Raw genomic sequence first — 17,388 nt, forward strand, 5'->3', positions numbered from 1 at the left:
CCTGTCGGCACCGGACCTGGAGACGAGCCAACCGGACCGCGCCGGGCCCGTCAACGCCCCGCGGGTGACGATCCAGTGAACGACGATCGGGCGCCCCTAGGCTGGGGGCGTGGACACCACTCGCCGGCCCTCCCGAGCCTGGTACGTCGTCTCGGCCGGGCTGCTCCTGGCCGCCGTCGTCGTGCTGCTCGTGGGCGTCCTGCGGCTCTTCTCGGCCCTCATCTCCTACGAGGTCGATCCGGTCGCTGCCACGGCCGACGTCACGATCGGCGACCGGCCACTGGCCGTGTGGAGCGCGAGCGAGGACCCGACCGTCTCCTGCTCGGCCGAGAGCTCGGCGGGCGAGGAGTCACTGCGCGGCACCACCGTCACCCAGACCTTCACCAAGGGCAGCACCACCTGGCGCAAGCTCGGCTCGGTACGCGGCGCTCCCGGCTCGGCGTTCACCCTGGAGTGCTCGAACGCCACGGGCACGCCGCCGATGGTGGGTGTCTCCGATGAGCCGCGGGTGCTGCAGCAGGCGCGGGCCGTCCTGCTGTGGACGCTCGGGGGCGGCGTCCTGGCCGTCGTCGGCATCGCCGTGGGGCTCACGGCGCTGCTCAGGCGGCGCGCCAGGCCGCACGGCGCTCAGTAGGAGCGCTCGTCCACCGCTCCCGTCCCCTGGGCCCCGGCCGAGCGCGCGGCGACGTCGTCGAGGATGGTCGCGCTGGCACTCGTACCGAAGCGCGTGACGCCGACCGCCCACATCTCCAGCAGGGTGTCCAGGCCACGAACCCCGCCGGAGGCCTTGACCTGGACGGCCTCTCCCACGCTCTCGCGCATCAGCTGCACGTGGGGCAGCGTCGCGCCGCCCCCGGCGAACCCGGTCGACGTCTTCACGAAGGCCGCTCCCGCCCGCTCGGCGGCACGGCAGCCGGCGACGATCTCCTCGTCGGTGAGGTACGCCGTCTCGAGGATGACCTTGACGACGTGGCCGTCGGCGGCCTCGACGACCCCACGGACGTCGGCCTCGACGTCCTCGACCCGCCCGCTGCGCAGGCGGCCGATGTTGAGGACCATGTCCAGCTCGACGGCTCCGTCGGCGAGCGCCTGACGCGCCTCGGCGACCTTGGCCGGCGTGGAGGTGGTGCCGTGCGGGAAGCCGATGACGGTGCCCGTGGCGACGCCGGTGCCCTGCAGCCTCTCCACCACGTAGGAGACGTCCCCGGGACGCACGCAGACGCTGAACAGGGCGTACCGCGTGGCGACGTCGAGCTCGGCGTCGACGTCGGCGAGGGTCAGGTCCGGCTTGAGGACGGCGTGGTCGATCATCGCGGCGACGTCGGAGACGGTCAGGTCGAGAGACATGTCGACCATCGTAGGCAGGGTGCTCCACGATCTGTGAGCACCTGCACCCGACCCTCCGCCGAGAGGCCGATGTGGGTGCAGGAGCTCACGAGTCGCGGGGTCAGAGGGCGGCGTAGCCGGGCTTGATGACGTCGTTGATCAGGGTCAGGCGCTCGTCGAAGGGCAGGAAGGCACTCTTCATGGCGTTGACGGTGAACCAGCGCAGGTCATCGGTGCCGTAGCCGAAGCCGTCGACGAGCAGCTGCATCTCTCGACTCATCGAGGTGCCGCTCATCAGGCGGTTGTCGCAGTTCACCGTCACCCGGAAGCCGAGCTCCTTGAGCAGTCCGATGGGGTGGTCGGCGACCGACCGCATCCCGGGCACGGCCGAGGTCTGCAGGTTCGACGACGGGCACATCTCCAGCGGGATCCGCTTGTCTCGGATGTACGCCGCGAGCCGGCCGAGCCGAGGACCCTCGGGGGCGGCGAGGTCGATGTCGTCGATGATGCGGACCCCGTGGCCCAGACGGTCCGTCCCGCAGCGCTGGATCGCCTGCCAGATGGACGGCAGCCCGAACGCCTCTCCGGCGTGGATCGTGAAGTGGGCGTTCTCGCGTCGCAGGTACTCGAACGCCTCCAGGTGCAGGATCGGGGGGAAGCCGTCCTCGGCACCGGCGATGTCGAACCCGCACACGCCCCGGTCCCGGTACTCCACCACGAGGTGTGCGATCTCCAGGCCGTGCTCAGCGTGGCGCATCGCCGTGAGGAGCTGACCGATGACGACCGGGCTGCCCTCCGCCGCGGCCTCGGCGCGACCCTCGTCGATACCTGACTGCACCGCCTCGACCGTCTCGGGCAGGCTGAGCCCGCCGGCCAGGTGCTGCTCGGGGGCCCAGCGGAGCTCGGCGTAGACGACCCCGTCGGCAGCGAGGTCCAGCACGGCCTCCTTGGCCACGCGGGCGAGGTCCTGGGGACGCTGCATCACCGCGACGGTGTGGACGAAGGTCTGCAGGTAGCGCTCGAGGGAGCCCGAGCCTGCGGCGTCGGCGAACCACAGACCCAGCTGGTCGGGCGGCGCCGGCAGTCTGTGCCCGATCTCGGCAGCGATCTCGGCCACCGTGGCGGGTCGGACGCCACCGTCGAGGTGCTCGTGCAGCGCCACCTTGGGTGCCGCCAGGACCTGGTCCGGGGTCGCGCTCACGCCTGGGCCATTCACGATTGGGCCTCCATCAACAGCGTCACGGTCTCCGCGACGCAGGCCGGCTTGTCATGGCCCTTGATCTCGATCGTGTGGCGCAAGGTGACCTGCTGGCCCTTCTCGATGTCCTGGACGTCGGTCATCTCCACCCGGTTGCGCACCTTGGAGTCCACCGTCACCGGCGCGATGAACCGCACCTTGTTGAGGCCGTAGTTCACCCGCGCGACGTCCCCGGCGAACGCGTACACCTGGGCGCCGAGGAACGGCAGCAGCGACAACGTCAGGTAGCCGTGGGCGATCGTCGCGCCGAAGGGGCCCGTCGCCGCGCGCTCGGGGTCGACGTGGATCCACTGACGATCACCCGTCGCGTCGGCGAAGAGGTCGATGCGCTCCTGGGAGATCTGGACCCACGCGCTGACGCCGAGCTCCCCTCCTGCAGCGGCCCGGATCTCCTCGCGGTCGTTCAGCACTCGCATGCGCCGACCCTAGCCAACTCTCCCGATCAGCACGTCAGGCACGGCCGTCACGGCGTCACCGACCTCGAACGCGCCCTCCAGCGCCGCGAGGGCACGGGGGAACCGCTCCGGCGTGTCGGTGTGCAGGGTGAGCAACGGGTCACCGGCACGGACCCGGTCACCGGGCTTGGCGTGCATCTGGACGCCGGCACCGGCCTGCACGGCCTCCCCCGGCCCGGACCGGCCGGCGCCGAGCCGCCATGCGGCCACCCCGACCGGCATCGCGTCGAGGCGGGCCAGCACGCCGGTGGCCGGTGCGGGGACGACGTGAGTCTCCCGGGCGAGCGGTAGGTCCGCATCGGGGTCCCCGTCCTGCGCCGAGACCATCCGACGCCACGTGTCCATCGCGCGGCCGTCGGCGAGGGCTGCGGCGGGGTCAACATCCTCCCGACCTGCGGCAGCGAGCATCTCCCGGGCCAGCGCGAGTGTCAGCTCGACGACGTCGGGCGGTCCGCCTCCGGCCAGCACCTCGACGGACTCCCGCACCTCCAGGGCGTTGCCAGCCGTCAGGCCAAGGGGCGTCGACATGTCCGTCAGCAGGGCGACGGTGGTGACCCCCGCGTCGTTGCCGAGGTCGACCATGACCTCAGCCAGCTCTCGAGCGTGCTCCTCGCTCTTCATGAAGGCGCCGGAGCCGACCTTGACGTCCAGCACCAGGGCGCCGGTGCCCTCGGCGATCTTCTTGCTCATGATCGAGCTGGCGATGAGCGGGATCGCCTCGACGGTGCCCGTGACGTCGCGCAGGGCGTAGAGCTTCTTGTCCGCCGGGGCGAGCCCGGATCCTGCCGCGCACACCACCGCCCCGACGTCCTGCAGCTGGGCGAGCATCTCGGCGTTGGTGAGGTCGGCTCGCCAGCCCCGGATCGACTCCAGCTTGTCCAGCGTTCCGCCGGTGTGGCCCAGCCCGCGACCTGACAGCTGCGGCACGGCCACGCCGCAGGCCGCGACGAGCGGCGCCAGCGGAAGGGTGATCTTGTCACCGACACCACCGGTGGAGTGCTTGTCCGCAGTCGGACGATCGATCCCGGCGAAGTCCATCCGCTCGCCGCTGGCGATCATCGCCGCCGTCCAGCGCGCGATCTCGCGGCGGTCCATGCCGTTGAGCAGGATCGCCATCGCCAGGGCGGACATCTGCTCCGGCGCCACGACGCCGCGGGTGTAGGCGTCGACGACCCAGTCGATCTGGTCGTCGTCCAGCCGGTGGTGGTCGCGCTTGGCGGCGATGACCGCCGGAGCGTCGAAGGGCTCGGTCCGGCTCATGTCAGGGACACCTCGATCGACTCGTACCCGCGCAGGACCCAGGTGGGTCGGCGCGGGGACCGCCCGGTCAGGGCGATCCGGGGGAAGCGCTCCAGCAGGCGACGCACCGTGATCTCGAGCTCCAGGCGCGCGAGCGGCGCGCCCAGGCAGAAGTGCAGCCCCATGCCGAAGCCGACGTGGGGGTTGGGGTCGCGGCCGACGTCGAAGGAGTCAGCCTGGTCGAAGACCGCCCCGTCGCGGTTGGCCGAGCCCATCAGGCAGGCCACCTTCTCCCCGGCGTGGACGGTGACTCCCGCGAGGTCGACGTCGGTCGTGGCGGTGCGCTCGAAGAGCTGCAGGGGCGCGTCGTAGCGGATGAGCTCCTCCAGAGCGGTGGCCACCGACACCTCCCCGGCCTGCACGCGCCCGAGCTGGTCAGGGTGCGAGAGCAGGGCGTGCATGCCGTTGCCGAAGACGTTCACCGAGGCCTCGTGGCCGGCGTTCAGCAGCAGGACGACGGTCGCCACGAGCTCGTCGTCGCTCAGCCGGGCGTCGCCCTCCCGCTCGGCGACGAGGTCGCTGACGAGGTCCTGGCCCGGGTGCGCACGGCGTTGCTCGAGGACGTCGCGGACGTAGTCGGCGAAGGCGGTGCTGGCGGCGACAGCATCGGCCTTGACGTCCTCACTGACCCCTTGCTCGTACATGTGCACGATGCCCTGCGACCACGCGCGGAGCTTCTCGTGGTCCTCTCGGGGGACGCCGAGCAGGTCGGCGATGACGTAGACCGGCATGGGCTCGGCGTAGGCGGCCAGGACGTCGACCGTGCCGTCCATCCGCGCGAGCAGGCCCGCGGCGAGCTCCTCGATGCGTGGTCGCATGCGTTCGACGTGACCACGACCGAACGCTCCCGCGAGCAGGCGCCGCATCCGGGTGTGCTCGGGAGGCTCGTTCTCCATGAGCTGGTTGCGGTGCAACGTGTTGAAGGGCTCCATCTGCTGGGCGGGCTCCCAGTCGGTCCAGAGCCGGCCGAACCGTCGGTCGCGCAGGACGGCAGCCACCGTGGCGTGGTCGGTGGCCAGCCACCGGTCCTCGTCACGCACCATCGGTCCGGCGGCCCTGAGCTCGGCCAGGTGGGGGTAGGGGCCGTCGACGAACTCCGGGCTGGTGAGGTCGACCCTCACCGCTCGCCCTCACCCGAGGGCCCGACGTCGTCGGCACCCTCGCCGGACGCGAGGTCATCGACACCGAAGGCATCGGGCAGGACCTGGTCCATCGTGCGGACCCCGGAGGACGTCATGAGCTGCATCGACGCCCCACCGTGCTCCCACAACAGCTGGCGGCACCGGCCGCACGGCATGAGCACCTCTCCCCGACCGTCGACGCACACCACGGCCACGAGCCGTCCGCCGCCGGTCGCGTGCAGCGCGGAGACCATGCCGCACTCCGCACACAGACCCAGCCCGTACGAGGCGTTCTCCACGTTGCAGCCCAGCACGACACGCCCGTCGTCGACGAGCCCGGCCGCACCCACCGGGTAGCGCGAGTACGGCGCGTAGGCACGCTCCATGACCTGGGTGGCGTAGCCGCGCAGGGAGTCCCAGTCGATCGGGTCGTCCGCGCCGCTGATGCCAAGGGGTGTGCTCATCCCGCGCTCCCTCGTCGATAGGGCTTTCCGTTGGCCGCCGGCATGCGTAGTCGTTGCGCGGCGACGGAGATGACGAACAGCGTCACGATGTACGGCGTCATGCCCGTGAACGAGGACGGTACCGAGTCCACGAGGAGGTACCAGAGCAGGATGAGCGCACCGATGCCCGCCACCACGGCGGCCGTGACGCGCGCACCGGCCCGCCAGCGGAGCACGGCGTAGACCGCCAGGGCGATCGAGACCAGCAGCAGGAGGGCGTGGACGACGTCGCCGCTGTCGGAGAGCAGCGAGACGCCGTCGGTGTAGCCGAACATGAGCGAGCCGGCCACCACCCCGCCCGGCCGCCAGTTGCCGAAGATCATCGCCGCGAGACCGATGTACCCGCGGCCGCCGCTCTGTCCCACGGTGAACGACGACGAGGCGACCATGCACAGGTAGGCACCGCCCAGCCCGGCGAGAGCCCCGGAGACCATGACGGCGACGTACTTGTAGCGGTAGACGTCGATGCCCAGGGTCTCGGCCGCCTGCGGGTTCTCCCCGCACGAGCGCAGCCGCAGCCCGAAGGACGTCCGCCACAGCACCCACGCGGTGAGCACGACGAGGGCCGCGACCAGGAGCGTGACGACCGACAGGCGGGTGGTGATCGCGGCCACGGCGCTCGCGAGGTCCGAGACGAAGAACCACCGTTGGTCCGCGATCGCCTGCGCCCCTGACGAGATGCCCGGCACGGTGATCGTCGGCAAGGTGTCATAGCCCGAAAGGTTGCGGGGGCCACCGCCCTCGAGGTCGTTGAAGGCCACGCGGGCGAGGAACCCGACGGCGCCGAGCGCGATCATGTTGAGAGCGACGCCGGAGATGATGTGGTCGACGCCGAAGGTCACGGTGGCCACGGCGTGCAGGAGCCCGCCGATCATCCCCATGAGTGCGGCGCCGACGAGCCCGGCCACCGGGCCGAAGTGGAAGGCGCAGAACGCGGCTCCCCAGGTCCCGAGCAGGATCTGCCCCTCGAGCCCGATGTTGACGATGCCGGCACGCTCGGCCCACAGGCCGCCGAGGGCCGCGAGCAGGATCGGGCAGGCCGCGATGACGCCCAGGCGCAGGGCGCCCGGGGAGCTCATCCGGTCCGCGCCGGTGACGATGCGCACGATGGAGACCACCGCGACGCCGAGGAGCACGGCGATCAGCGTCACCCAGCGGATGGTCCGCAGGCGCGATCGGTCGGCCACGGGGGGCCCTGACGTCGTCGTGGTCATGCGATCACGTCCTCAGAAGAACCACCGTAGGAAAGTGCTCGCATGACATGTCCCTTGCTCGCTCGCTGGCGCGCCCCCAAGCACTCCGCTGCGCTCCGTGCAGGAAGGTACCCCCAGCTCATGACTTGGCGTCCTCGACGGTGCCGAGCTGCTCGGCAACGGCGGTCTGCTCGGCCCGACGGCGCCGGCGGGCGACGACCTCGTAGGCGATCACGACGGCCAGCACCACGACACCCTGGGTGATGCCGATGATCTCGGTGGCGATGCCCACCCGCTGCAGTCCGTTGGACTGGGCGGCGAGGTAGGCGAACAACAGCGCGCCCACGAGGATGCCTGCCGACCGGTTGCGACCCAGCAGTGCGACCGCCAAGCCGGTGAAGCCGAGGTTGGTCTGGAAGTTCTCCGGGATGCCGAAGGTCAGGGTGGAGCCGAAGAACGAGGGCATCCACACCAGCCCGGCGATGGCACCGGAGATCGCCATGGTCGCGAGCACCATGCGGCGTGCGTCGATGCCGCCGGCCGTGGCGGCGCTGCTGGACTCGCCGGTGGCTCGCAGGTTGAACCCGAAGCGGGTCCGCTCCAGCAGGAACCAGTAGCCGACAGCCACGATGACCGCGAGGACCGCCAGTGCCCAGATGTCCTTGGCGTCGGGCAGCACCGAGAAGCCCAAGGGCTGGCTCGACGCCGGCAGCGGGCCGACCGTCCTCGCGTAGCCGGAGCTCTCGCCGTAGGTGCGGACGAGGTAGTTGGCCAGGGTCAGGGCGACGTAGTTGAGCATGATCGCCGAGATCACCTCGCTGACGCCGCGGTAGACCTTGAGCAGGCCCGCGATGAGCGCCCAGCCCGCCCCGGCGAGGACGGCGACGACGAGGGTGCCGAAGATGTTGGCGAACCCACCGAGGATGCCGGAGACGGCGAAGAACGCGCCGGCACAGGAGCCGATGATGTACTGGCCCTCGACGCCGATGTTGAACAAGCCCATGCGGAAGCAGATGGCGGCGGCGAAGCCGGCCAGCGCCAGCATCGACGTCTGGTTGACGATGTCGACGAGGACACGGCCCTGCGGGAGGCTGAACAGCGTGGTCAGGAAGTCGATCGCGGACCCGCCGGTGACGACGATGACCAGGCTCGTGGCGATCATGGCGGCGCCGACCGCGACGACCGGGGGCAGCAGCCCCACGAGGAAGGAACGGACCCTCATGCCGCGGTGCCTCCCGTCATGGCCTGGCCGAGCTCCTGGGCGGTGACGGTCTGCGGATCGATGTCGGCCGTCAGCCGTCCGCGCAGGATGACGACGAGCCGGTCGGACAGACCGATGAGCTCGTCGAGGTCGGCTGAGATGAGCAGGACGCCGAGACCTTGGTGCCGGGCGGCGCGGACGTGGTCCCAGATCGCGGCTTGGGCGCCGACGTCGACGCCGCGGGTCGGGTGGGAGGCCACGAGCAGGACGGGGTCGCCGCTCATCTCCCGCCCGACGATGAACTTCTGCTGGTTGCCGCCGGAGAGTGCGCGCGCTGAGGTGTCCACGCCCGGGGTCCGGACGTCGTACTGCTCGATGATGCGCTCGGAGTCGCGGCGGGCACCGGCGGCGTCGATGAGCGGCCCCTTGGCCGTCGGGGGTCCGTGCTGGTGGCCCAGGACGCGGTTCTCCCACAGGGGGAAGTCCAGGAGCAGCCCGTGCCGGTGACGGTCCTCCGGGACGAAGCCGACGCCCAGGTCGCGCACCTGACGGGTCGACGCGCGGGAGATGTCGGCCCCCTGCAGCGTGATGGTCCCGGACCTGGCCCGACGCATGCCCATGACCACCTCGACGAGCTCGACCTGGCCGTTGCCCTCGACACCCGCGACACCGACGACCTCACCGGCGTGGACGTCGAGGCTGACGTGGTCGAGCAGGGCCCGCCCGGACCCCGCGTCGAGGGTGACGCCGTCCATCGAGAGCACGACGGTCTCGGTCACGGTGCTCTCGGTGGTCTGGGGGGACGGCAGCTCCGAGCCCACCATCAGCTCGGCGAGCTCGTGCTTGGTGGTCGTCGACGGATCGGCGGTACCGACCGTCGTGCCGCGTCGCATGGCCGTGATGTCGTCGGCGATCTGCAGGACCTCGTCGAGCTTGTGCGAGATGAACAGGACCGAGCAGCCCTCGGCCACGAGCTCGCGCAGGTTGCCGAAGAGTCGCTCGACCTCCTGCGGCACCAGGACGGCCGTGGGCTCGTCGAGGATGATCAGCCGCGCCCCGCGATAGAGGACCTTGGTGATCTCCACGCGCTGCCGGTCCGCCACCCCGAGCTGCTCGACGAGCTCGTCGGGGCGCAGGTCGAAGCCGAACCGCTCGGAGATGTCCAGGACCTCGCGTCGGGCCCGCTCCCCGATGCCGTGCACCTTCTCCGCGCCGAGCACGATGTTCTCCAGGACGGTCAGGTTGTCGGCCAGCATGAAGTGCTGGAAGACCATGCCGATGCCCGCGTCGATGGCGTCGACGGGCGAGTCGAGCTCGACGGTCCGACCGTCGATCTCGATCGTGCCGCCGTCGGCCTGCTGGACCCCGTAGAGGATCTTCATCAGCGTGGACTTCCCGGCCCCGTTCTCCCCGATGAGCGCGTGCACCGCGCCCGGCCTGATGTGGATGTCGACGTCGTGGTTCGCCACGACGCCGGGGAATCGCTTCTCGATCCCCGTCAGCCGCACGTCGATGCTGCTGGTCACGTGCCCTCCGTTGCTCGGCGCGCCGATGGTGTCGACAGGCAGGACGCCCGGTCCCCTCGGACCGAGCGCCCTGGGTCGATCACGGTGCGGCAGGAACCTCGATCTCCCCGTCGATGATCTGCTGCTGGAAGTCGTCCAGCTCGCTGATCGTCTCATCGGAGAGGAAGTCACCGCTGGTGGAGTAGCCCACGCCCTCACTCGCAAGGTCGAAGGTGGTGAAGTTCGCGTCGGGCTCACCGTCGACGACGCTCTGGATGAAGTCGTACGTCGCGGTGTCGACTCGCTTGACCATCGAGGTGATGATCGTCTGGCGCTGCTCCTCGCTGGCGGTCTCGAACTGGTCGGAGTCGACGCCGATGGAGCTGGCGTCGGCCTCGACCGCGGCGTCGAAGACGCCGGCCCCCGAGCCACCCGCTGCATGGAAGACGACGTCGGCACCGTCCTGGAACTGCGCGTCGGCAGCACCCTTGGCGATGTCGGGCGAGCCGAAGCCGATGTCGGGGTCGGCCTCGTCGACGAAGGCGGTCAGGACCTCGATCTCGGGGTCCGCCGCCTCGGCACCGGCCTGGTAGCCGGCCAGGAACTTGTTGATGAGCTCGTTGTTGACGCCGCCGACGAAGCCGACGGTGCCCGTCTCGGACTCCAGCGCAGCGGCCGCGCCGGCGAGGAAGGAGCCCTCGTTCTCGGCGAAGGTCAGGTAGGCGACGTTGCAGTTGACGGCGTCGGGCGCGATCTCGCCCGAGTCGGGGTCGGCGTCGGGATCGAAGCCGTCGATGACCCCGAAGGCCACGTTCGGGTAGTCCGGGGCCACGGCGTTGACCGCGTTGGAGTAGGCGAAGCCGACGCCGACGATGGTGTTGTAGCCGTCGTCGGCGAAGGTGCGCAGGCGCTCCTCGCGGACCGAGTCGTCCTCCTCGCTGCCGGCCTCGGACTCGGTGAACTCCACCCCGAAGTCGTCGACCGCGCGCTCGATGCCCGCGTAGGCCGAGTCGTTGAAGGACTGGTCGCCGCGACCGCCCACGTCGTAGGCCAGGCCGACCTTCGGCTCACCCTCGACCTGGGTGGTCTCGCACTGGACCTCCTCGGCCGACTCACCCTCGTCGTCAGCCGCGGTGCCGCAGGCCGTCAGGACCAGTCCGGATGCTGCCAGACCGGCAGCGATGCTCGTCAGTCGACGCACATGTCCTCCTCGTTCAGGGGCCGGTCACTCCGGCACCCCCGCACCCTAGCCAAGCGCGGCCCCCGCGGGGAGGGTCCAGAGAGCATTGGGGTGAGCCGTAACCGATTTGTCACCTGCCCCCGGCAGACGGCCTGTGGACGACCCCCGGCACGAAGGCGCCCGGCGACCTAGCGTGCGGCCATGGAACGCCTCCGCCGTCTTCTCCTGGAGCACCGACGCGTGCTGGCAGCCGTGTGCACCGGGCTCGCCGTCCTCGCCGGTCTCGCCTCGGTGCGCACCGCGGCGCCGACCACCGAGCCGGTCGTGGTGGCTGCGCGCGACCTGCCCAGCGGCACCGACCTCGCCGATGCCGACCTGCGGGTCGCGGACGTTCCTGTCGAGCTCGTCCCGGAGCGGGCCGCCGGTCGGACCCGCGACGTCGTCGGCAGTCGGCTCGCCGGGCCGGTGCGTCGCGGCGAGACCCTGACCGACGCCCGGGTCCTGGGCGAGGGGACGCTCCTGGGCCACTCCCCCGGGACGGTCGTGGCGACGGTGCGCGTCGCCGACCCGGTGGAGGTGGAGTCCGTCCGGGTCGGTGAGCACGTCGACGTGGTGGCCGTCGTGCCCGAGGGGGCCCGGGGGCAGCCGCGCGGGACGATCGTCGCTCGTGACGTCGAGGTCGTGGCCGTGGACGCGGTCACCGACGACGATCCCGGGGCCAGCGCCGTGGTGCGGGTCGCGGCCGAGCGGGAGGTCGCCGTCGCGCTCGCGGAGGCGGCGGTGGACGCACGCCTGGGCGTGCTCACCACGCCCGGGACGTGAGCCGGCGGCGCACGACGAGCGGCTCGCGGCGACGGATGGATGACTCCGGGGCCCGGGCTGGCTACGCTCCCCATGTCGCAGTCTCATCCACCCGTCATCGAAGGGGACCGTCATGCTCCAGGGATTCAAGGACTTCCTGCTCAGGGGGAACATCGTCGACCTCGCGGTCGCCGTCGTCGTCGGAACGGCCTTCACGGCGCTCGTCTCCTCCTTCACCGCCTCGTTCATCAACCCGCTCATCGGTCTGGCCGGCGGTGGTGGGCCCGAGGGACTCAGCTTCACGGTGAGAGACCAGGTCTTCACGGTCGGTGCGTTCATCACGGCCGTCATCACGTTCGTCATCACCGCCGCGGTGGTCTACTTCTTCGTCGTCACCCCGATGAAGAAGCTCAACGAGCGACTGAACCGGGGCAAGGAGCCCGAGCCCGAGGGGGTCTCGGAGGACGTCCAGCTCCTGCGCGAGATCCGCGACTCGCTGCAGCGTCCGGTCTGAGCCGAAAGACGGACTCAGCCGCCGTGATGGGGCGGGACGTCTCGTCTGAGCTCGGCCTCACGCGCAAGGCTCGACGCCTCGACCTCGTCCCGGCCCTCGACGTCGTCGGAGGTGGACTCCGGCAGCAGGTCACCCAGCAGCAGGGCCGCTCGTCGGCGGCGCTCGGCCTCGGCAACGGCGGCCCCGACCTCCGCGGCAGAGCGCTCAGCGGACATCGTCGAACCAGTCGGGCGTGAGCTTGGGGTACAGCGGGTACCAGCCCGTCCGGTCGGAGAATCGCTGGGAGCTCACCCGCTGCGAGCGGGTCAGCATCTCCAGGCGTTGTCCACCGAGCCGCTGCACGAGGCGTGAGTGGAAGCGTCCTCCGCGTCGGTCTCCGGCGATCGCGTACTGCTCGGTGAGGTCCTGGCGACGCGCGGGCTCTGCACCGACGTTGTAGGTGCCCGGCGGGGCCGTGAGCGCCGCCACGATCGCCGCTCCGGCGTCGTCGACGTGGAGCAGGTGGATCCAGGACGAGGGGTCACCGAAGCCGGTGGGGCGCCCTGAACGTGCTCGGCGGACCATCCAGCGGCTGTGCGGCACGGGCCCGGAGAGCCGGCCCAGCCGCAGCACGACGTGGTCGCCACCCTCACGGCCGAAGGCCTCCGCGTTGGCCTCGGCCAGCACCGCGGGCTCGCTGGTCTGGGTGAGGTCGATCGTGGAGTGCTCGTCGACCCAGTCATCCCCCGCACCGGCGTAGAGGGCGCTGGTGCTCACCTGCACCAGACGCGGGACGCCCACCTGTGCCGCAGCGCCCGCAACTCGGGCGGAGCCGATGCCGTGGGCGAGGTCGTGGGCCCGCCAGGCGCCGGGCAGGGCGGCGACGTGGCCGACGGGCTGCTCCGGGCCGAGGTTCACGACGACGTCGCAGTCCTGCATCGTGGCCGCTAGGGCGATGCGGTCGCGCTCGGACCCGCGTCGGACCTCGACGTCAGGACACCGTGCGGCGTCGCGAGATCGCGACAGGCCGACCACGGCATGTCCGTCGTGGAGCAGAGCGGTCGTGGCCGATCGGCCGATGACACCGCAGGCTCCGATCAGGAAAACCTTCACGCATCACTCCGAGCTTCGTCGCAGCACGGGCGATGGTGGTGCCCGCGAGCCCGACCATCGTACCGCTCTCGCCTTCTGTCGCCCAGTGCCTTCCGTCGGCAGCGCTCAGCTCCCGTGCAGCTCACGCACGAGAGGCACCACGTCGGCGATGGAGTCCAGGACCTTGGTGGGTCGGAACGGGTAGCGGTCCACCTGGCCGGCCGCCGTCGAGCCGGTCAGCACCAGGATGGTGCGCAGCCCCGCCTCGAGCCCGGAGAGCACGTCGGTGTCCATGCGGTCGCCGATCATGACGGTGCTCTCGGAGTGGGCCTCGATCTCGTTCAGCGCGCTGCGCATCATCAGCGGGTTCGGCTTGCCGACGAAGTAGGGGTCGACTCCTGTGGCCTTGGTGATCAGCGCAGCGACCGAGCCCGTCGCCGGGAGCGAGCCGGTGGCCGAGGGGCCGGTCGGGTCGGGGTTGGTCGCGATGAACCGGGACCCGTTCTCGATCAGCTGGATCGCACGGGTGATCGCCTCGAAGGAGTAGGTGCGCGTCTCCCCCAGCACGACGTACTCCGGGTCGCGGGTCGTCATCACGTAGCCGATGTCGTGCAACGCCGTGGTGAGGCCGGCCTCGCCGATGACGTAGGCCGTGCCGTCGGGCCGTTGGTCGGCCAGGAACTGCGCCGTGGCGAGGGCGGACGTCCAGATGGCGCTCTCCGGGACGTCGATGCCGGTCGCCCCCAGTCGTGCCCGCAGGTCGCGGGGCGTGTAGATGGAGTTGTTCGTGAGCACCTGGAACGGCAGGCCCAGCTCGCGCAGGGCAGCGATGAACTCGGCTGCTCCGGGGACGGCTCTCTCCTCGTGCACGAGGACACCGTCCATGTCCGTCAGCCACGCATCGACTCGCTTGGTCCCGGTCACCGGCCCTCCCCTGCTGTCGTGTGCTGGTGTCCCTCGATCCTACGTCGTGTGCTCGTCCTCGGACGTCGGCGCGATCATGCTCGGGTGGACGAGCTCGGCCGTCGAGTGCACCGGCTCGGTGACGAGGTCACAGGCGGGGTCGAGCTGTCGCACCACGTGGTCGACGAGGATCTCATCGCCCGCGGTACGGCACCGCACGACGACACGTGGGCCGTCCGGCCCGTGGGTTCCGAGGGCGAGGACACCGACCATGGCAGCGGTGCGGAAGTCGTCCAGCACGGCCTGCTGGGAGCGCTCGTCGGTGAGCCGATAGATGGCGACACGTGACCGATCGACGCGCTTGCCGCGATCGTCGGTCGAGCTCATGAGGCCTCCAGCCGTTGGTGCTCAGGACGCTACCGCCCGCAGACGTCATCGCGCACCCCGATCGACAGATCGTCGGAGACCGGCACGGGAGGGGCACCTCGTCGCCCATGGTCGCGACGAGTGCTCGGCACGAGAATTATGTGACATCTTCTTGACGCACCACTCATAAGCGTCACATGATGGTGATGCACACCACTCCTGCCGATCGAGAGCGGACCCATGACGTCGACCACTCCCGCCCCCAGCACTCCTCGCGAGAAGCCGCGCTCCGGGCTGCTCGTGGTGGGAATCTGCTTCCTGACGATCGTCTTCGACGGCTACGACCTCGTGGTCTACGGCGCGACCGTCCCGTCGATCCTCGCCTACCAGGAGTGGGACGTCAGTCCCGAGCAGGCCGGATCCATCGGCAGCTACGCGCTCATCGGCATGCTCATCGGGACCCTCGTCGCGGGCGCCCTCACCGACCTGCTCGGCCGACGGAAGGTCTTGATCGCCTGCGTGGCGTGGTTCTCGGTCGGCATGGCCCTGACAGCGCTCTCGCCCAACGTCGAGACCTTCGCCGTGCTGCGCTTCCTGTCCGGACTCGGCCTGGGCGGGGTGGTCCCCACGGCCATCGCGCTCACCGTGGAGTACTCCCCCGCCCATCGACGCCAGTTCAACAACGCCCTCATGTACAGCGGCTACTCCGTCGGCGGGATCCTGGCCGCGGTCGCCGGCCTCGCTCTCCTGCCCGAGGCCAGCTTCACGGTGCTCTACGCGGTCGGCGCCCTGCCCCTCATCGTCATCCTTCCGGTCGCGCTCATCTGGTTGCCGGAGTCCGCCGCGTGGCTCGCCAGCAAGGGCCGCATGGAGGAAGCACGGGCACTCGCGGACCGGTTCGGCCTCACGCTGGACGAGACCCCGCGGGAAGAGGCGGACCGCCCCGGACTGAGGAACTCGCTCGGCGTCCTCTTCTCCCAGCAGTACCGCTCACAGACCGTCCTCTTCGCCGCGGCGAGCTTCTGCGGGCTCCTGCTGGTGTACGGGCTCAACACCTGGCTGCCCAACATCATGACCGAGGCGGGCTACGACCTCGGCAACTCACTGACGTTCCTCCTCGTCCTGAACGCGGGCGCCATCATCGGGGCGCTCGGGGCCTCCCGCGTGGCGGATCGCGTCGGATCGCGCCCGGTCACAACGGCAGCGTTCGCGGCCGCCGTCGTGTCGATCCTCGGACTGAGCGTGGACCTGGGCACCCCCCTGCTGATGGCTCTCGTCGCCGTCGCGGGCCTGGGCAGCGTCGGCACCCAGATCCTGATCAACGGCTTCGTCGCGACCCACTACCCCGACAACAGCCGGGCGACGGCGCTCGGCTGGTCGCTGGGCGTGGGCCGTCTCGGCGCCATCCTCGGCCCGACGCTCGGCGGCCTGGTGGTCGGCTCCGCCCTCGGGGTGGACTGGAACTTCTACCTCTTCGCGGCCGTGGCGGCGGTCGGCGCCGTGGCGATCAGCCTCGTGCCGCGATCGAGGAAGATCTGACGCGGCTCACCCGTACAGCGCGGTGAGGTCGCCGGACGGGTCGAGGCTCGCCAGCACCGCGTCCCCGATCGTCCTGAGCTGCTCCACCTGCTCGGGGGTGAGGGAGTCGATGACCAGACGACGCGCTGCGGCGACGTGGCCCGGCGCCGCAGCCACGACGGCGCTCCACCCGTCGTCGGTGAGGGACACGTTGGTCGCCCGACGATCCTGCGGGCACGGTGAGCGCTCCAGCAGGCCCTTGCCCTCCAGGCGCTTCACCACGTTCGAAAGACGCGGAAGGGTCGCGTTGGAGCGTTGGGCGAGCTCGGTCATCCGCAGCACGCGATCCGGCGCCTCCGAGACCATCGCCAGCGCGAAGTACTCGAAGTGCGTCAGGTCGGCATCGCGTCGCAGCTGCCCGTCCAGCGCGCCGGGAAGCAGCTCGACGATCGCGATCAGGCGCAACCAGGCCGTGCGCTCGTCCTCGGTCAACCACCTCGTGTCCATGGTCACACCCTACCGCTTTGGTTGTATTTACAACCATGTTCCTCTACGCTTTAGTTAAAGCAACAACTATTGAGGAGTTCACATGACCACCATCTCCATCGTCGGACCCGGCGCCATGGGCCAGGCCATCGCCTCGCTCGCCGAGCGTGGCGGACACACCGTCCAGCTCATCGGCAGGGCCGACTCCGACGCCGAGGTCACTGGCGACGTCGTCGTGCTGGCCGTCCCCTACCCGGCCCTTCGCGAGATCATCTCGACGCGGGCCGGGAGCCTCGCCGGCAAGATCGTCGTCGACATCACCAACCCGCTGGACTTCGAGACCTTCGACGCGCTGACGGTGCCGGCCGACAGCTCGGCTGCCGCCGAGGTCGCCACCGCGCTCCCCCAGTCCCACGTGCTGAAGGCCTTCAACACCACCTTCGCCGGCACTCTGTCCTCCGGTGCGATCGGTGACCTGACGACCACGGTCCTCATCGCCGGTGACGACACGGACGCGAAGTCGACCCTCGCCGACGTCGTCACGTCCGGCGGCCTCGACGCCCTCGACGCCGGCTCGCTCAAGCGTGCCCGCGAGCTCGAGGCCCTCGGCTTCCTGCAGCTGACGCTCGCCGCCGGCGAGAAGGTCTCGTGGACCGGCGGCTTCGGCACCGTCCGCTGACCATCACAC

At 70.6% G+C, this 17,388-nt stretch carries 20 protein-coding genes; 5 read left to right on the forward strand and 15 right to left on the reverse strand.

Features of this window, described 5'->3' with window-relative positions; translation table 11 throughout:
* Positions 1 to 109 precede the first annotated feature (109 nt).
* Complete coding sequence (locus tag ACHAAC_RS12380) at positions 110 to 634, forward strand: hypothetical protein (protein ID WP_435716545.1); 525 nt, start codon at positions 110 to 112, stop codon at positions 632 to 634.
* On the opposite strand, the gene deoC is transcribed toward ACHAAC_RS12380, so the two are convergent.
* The 10 genes from deoC to ACHAAC_RS12430 all read right to left on the reverse strand — a co-directional run bounded on the left by deoC (position 628) and on the right by ACHAAC_RS12430 (position 11,062).
* The gene (deoC, locus tag ACHAAC_RS12385; RefSeq protein ID WP_435716546.1) at positions 628 to 1,347 is read right to left on the reverse strand and encodes a deoxyribose-phosphate aldolase; all 720 of its coding nucleotides are present in this window, start codon (positions 1,345 to 1,347) and stop codon (positions 628 to 630) included. The genes ACHAAC_RS12380 and deoC overlap by 7 nt on opposite strands.
* 100 nt (positions 1,348 to 1,447) lie before the next feature.
* Positions 1,448 to 2,527, reverse strand: coding sequence for an adenosine deaminase (locus ACHAAC_RS12390; protein ID WP_435716547.1), 1,080 nt, complete (start codon positions 2,525 to 2,527; stop codon positions 1,448 to 1,450).
* A gap of 11 nt (positions 2,528 to 2,538) precedes the next feature.
* Positions 2,539 to 3,000, reverse strand: a complete 462-nt coding sequence (locus ACHAAC_RS12395; RefSeq protein ID WP_435716548.1) for a MaoC family dehydratase — start codon at positions 2,998 to 3,000, stop codon at positions 2,539 to 2,541.
* 9 nt (positions 3,001 to 3,009) lie between these two features.
* On the reverse strand, positions 3,010 to 4,299 hold the full coding sequence (locus ACHAAC_RS12400) for a thymidine phosphorylase (protein WP_435716549.1): 1,290 nt from the start codon (positions 4,297 to 4,299) through the stop codon (positions 3,010 to 3,012).
* Positions 4,296 to 5,459, reverse strand: coding sequence for a cytochrome P450 (locus ACHAAC_RS12405; protein ID WP_435716550.1), 1,164 nt, complete (start codon positions 5,457 to 5,459; stop codon positions 4,296 to 4,298). Before ACHAAC_RS12405 ends, ACHAAC_RS12400 begins: the two co-directional genes overlap by 4 nt.
* A complete protein-coding gene (locus ACHAAC_RS12410; protein WP_435716551.1) occupies positions 5,456 to 5,923 on the reverse strand; it encodes a cytidine deaminase in 468 nt (155 codons plus the stop codon). Before ACHAAC_RS12410 ends, ACHAAC_RS12405 begins: the two co-directional genes overlap by 4 nt.
* The gene (locus ACHAAC_RS12415) at positions 5,920 to 7,176 is read right to left on the reverse strand and encodes an ABC transporter permease (RefSeq protein WP_435716552.1); all 1,257 of its coding nucleotides are present in this window, start codon (positions 7,174 to 7,176) and stop codon (positions 5,920 to 5,922) included. The genes ACHAAC_RS12410 and ACHAAC_RS12415 overlap by 4 nt, the downstream gene beginning before the upstream one ends.
* A 118-nt stretch (positions 7,177 to 7,294) precedes the next feature.
* Entirely contained in the window at positions 7,295 to 8,377 is a 1,083-nt protein-coding gene (locus ACHAAC_RS12420) for an ABC transporter permease (RefSeq protein WP_435716553.1), read from the reverse strand.
* Positions 8,374 to 9,882: an ABC transporter ATP-binding protein gene (locus ACHAAC_RS12425; RefSeq protein WP_435716554.1), complete on the reverse strand. Its 1,509-nt coding sequence runs from the start codon at positions 9,880 to 9,882 to the stop codon at positions 8,374 to 8,376. Before ACHAAC_RS12425 ends, ACHAAC_RS12420 begins: the two co-directional genes overlap by 4 nt.
* Positions 9,883 to 9,961: 79 nt before the next feature.
* Entirely contained in the window at positions 9,962 to 11,062 is a 1,101-nt protein-coding gene (locus tag ACHAAC_RS12430) for a BMP family lipoprotein (protein WP_435716555.1), read from the reverse strand.
* 180 nt (positions 11,063 to 11,242) lie between these two features.
* On the opposite strand from ACHAAC_RS12430, the gene ACHAAC_RS12435 reads away from it, so the two are divergent.
* Positions 11,243 to 11,863 (forward strand): SAF domain-containing protein, encoded by a 621-nt coding sequence (locus ACHAAC_RS12435; protein ID WP_435716556.1) that lies wholly within the window; start codon positions 11,243 to 11,245, stop codon positions 11,861 to 11,863.
* A 112-nt stretch (positions 11,864 to 11,975) separates the two neighbouring features.
* Positions 11,976 to 12,356 carry a large conductance mechanosensitive channel protein MscL gene (gene mscL, locus ACHAAC_RS12440; RefSeq protein ID WP_435716557.1) on the forward strand — a complete coding sequence of 127 codons (381 nt, stop codon included), beginning with the start codon at positions 11,976 to 11,978 and terminating at the stop codon, positions 12,354 to 12,356.
* A 14-nt stretch (positions 12,357 to 12,370) separates the two neighbouring features.
* Here the strand turns inward: mscL and ACHAAC_RS12445 are convergent, their stop codons facing one another.
* The 4 genes from ACHAAC_RS12445 to ACHAAC_RS12460 all read right to left on the reverse strand — a co-directional run bounded on the left by ACHAAC_RS12445 (position 12,371) and on the right by ACHAAC_RS12460 (position 14,717).
* Positions 12,371 to 12,571, reverse strand: a complete 201-nt coding sequence (locus tag ACHAAC_RS12445; RefSeq protein WP_435716558.1) for a hypothetical protein — start codon at positions 12,569 to 12,571, stop codon at positions 12,371 to 12,373.
* Positions 12,561 to 13,448 (reverse strand): NAD-dependent epimerase/dehydratase family protein, encoded by an 888-nt coding sequence (locus ACHAAC_RS12450; RefSeq protein ID WP_435716559.1) that lies wholly within the window; start codon positions 13,446 to 13,448, stop codon positions 12,561 to 12,563. The genes ACHAAC_RS12445 and ACHAAC_RS12450 overlap by 11 nt, the downstream gene beginning before the upstream one ends.
* 105 nt (positions 13,449 to 13,553) lie before the next feature.
* Positions 13,554 to 14,351 carry an HAD-IIA family hydrolase gene (locus ACHAAC_RS12455; RefSeq protein ID WP_435716560.1) on the reverse strand — a complete coding sequence of 266 codons (798 nt, stop codon included), beginning with the start codon at positions 14,349 to 14,351 and terminating at the stop codon, positions 13,554 to 13,556.
* Positions 14,352 to 14,390: 39 nt separating this feature from the next.
* Entirely contained in the window at positions 14,391 to 14,717 is a 327-nt protein-coding gene (locus tag ACHAAC_RS12460; protein ID WP_435716561.1) for a hypothetical protein, read from the reverse strand.
* Between the two features lie 219 nt (positions 14,718 to 14,936).
* Between ACHAAC_RS12460 and ACHAAC_RS12465 the strand changes: the two genes are divergently transcribed.
* A complete protein-coding gene (locus ACHAAC_RS12465) occupies positions 14,937 to 16,235 on the forward strand; it encodes an MFS transporter (protein WP_435716562.1) in 1,299 nt (432 codons plus the stop codon).
* Between the two features lie 6 nt (positions 16,236 to 16,241).
* Here the strand turns inward: ACHAAC_RS12465 and ACHAAC_RS12470 are convergent, their stop codons facing one another.
* A complete protein-coding gene (locus ACHAAC_RS12470) occupies positions 16,242 to 16,721 on the reverse strand; it encodes a MarR family winged helix-turn-helix transcriptional regulator (RefSeq protein ID WP_435716563.1) in 480 nt (159 codons plus the stop codon).
* Between the two features lie 82 nt (positions 16,722 to 16,803).
* On the opposite strand from ACHAAC_RS12470, the gene ACHAAC_RS12475 reads away from it, so the two are divergent.
* A complete protein-coding gene (locus ACHAAC_RS12475; RefSeq protein WP_435716564.1) occupies positions 16,804 to 17,379 on the forward strand; it encodes an NADPH-dependent F420 reductase in 576 nt (191 codons plus the stop codon).
* Positions 17,380 to 17,388: the final 9 nt, after the last annotated feature.

Source organism: Aeromicrobium sp. CF4.19, assembly GCF_051262555.1.
In the GTDB taxonomy this organism is placed as follows: Bacteria; Actinomycetota; Actinomycetes; order Propionibacteriales; family Nocardioidaceae; genus Aeromicrobium.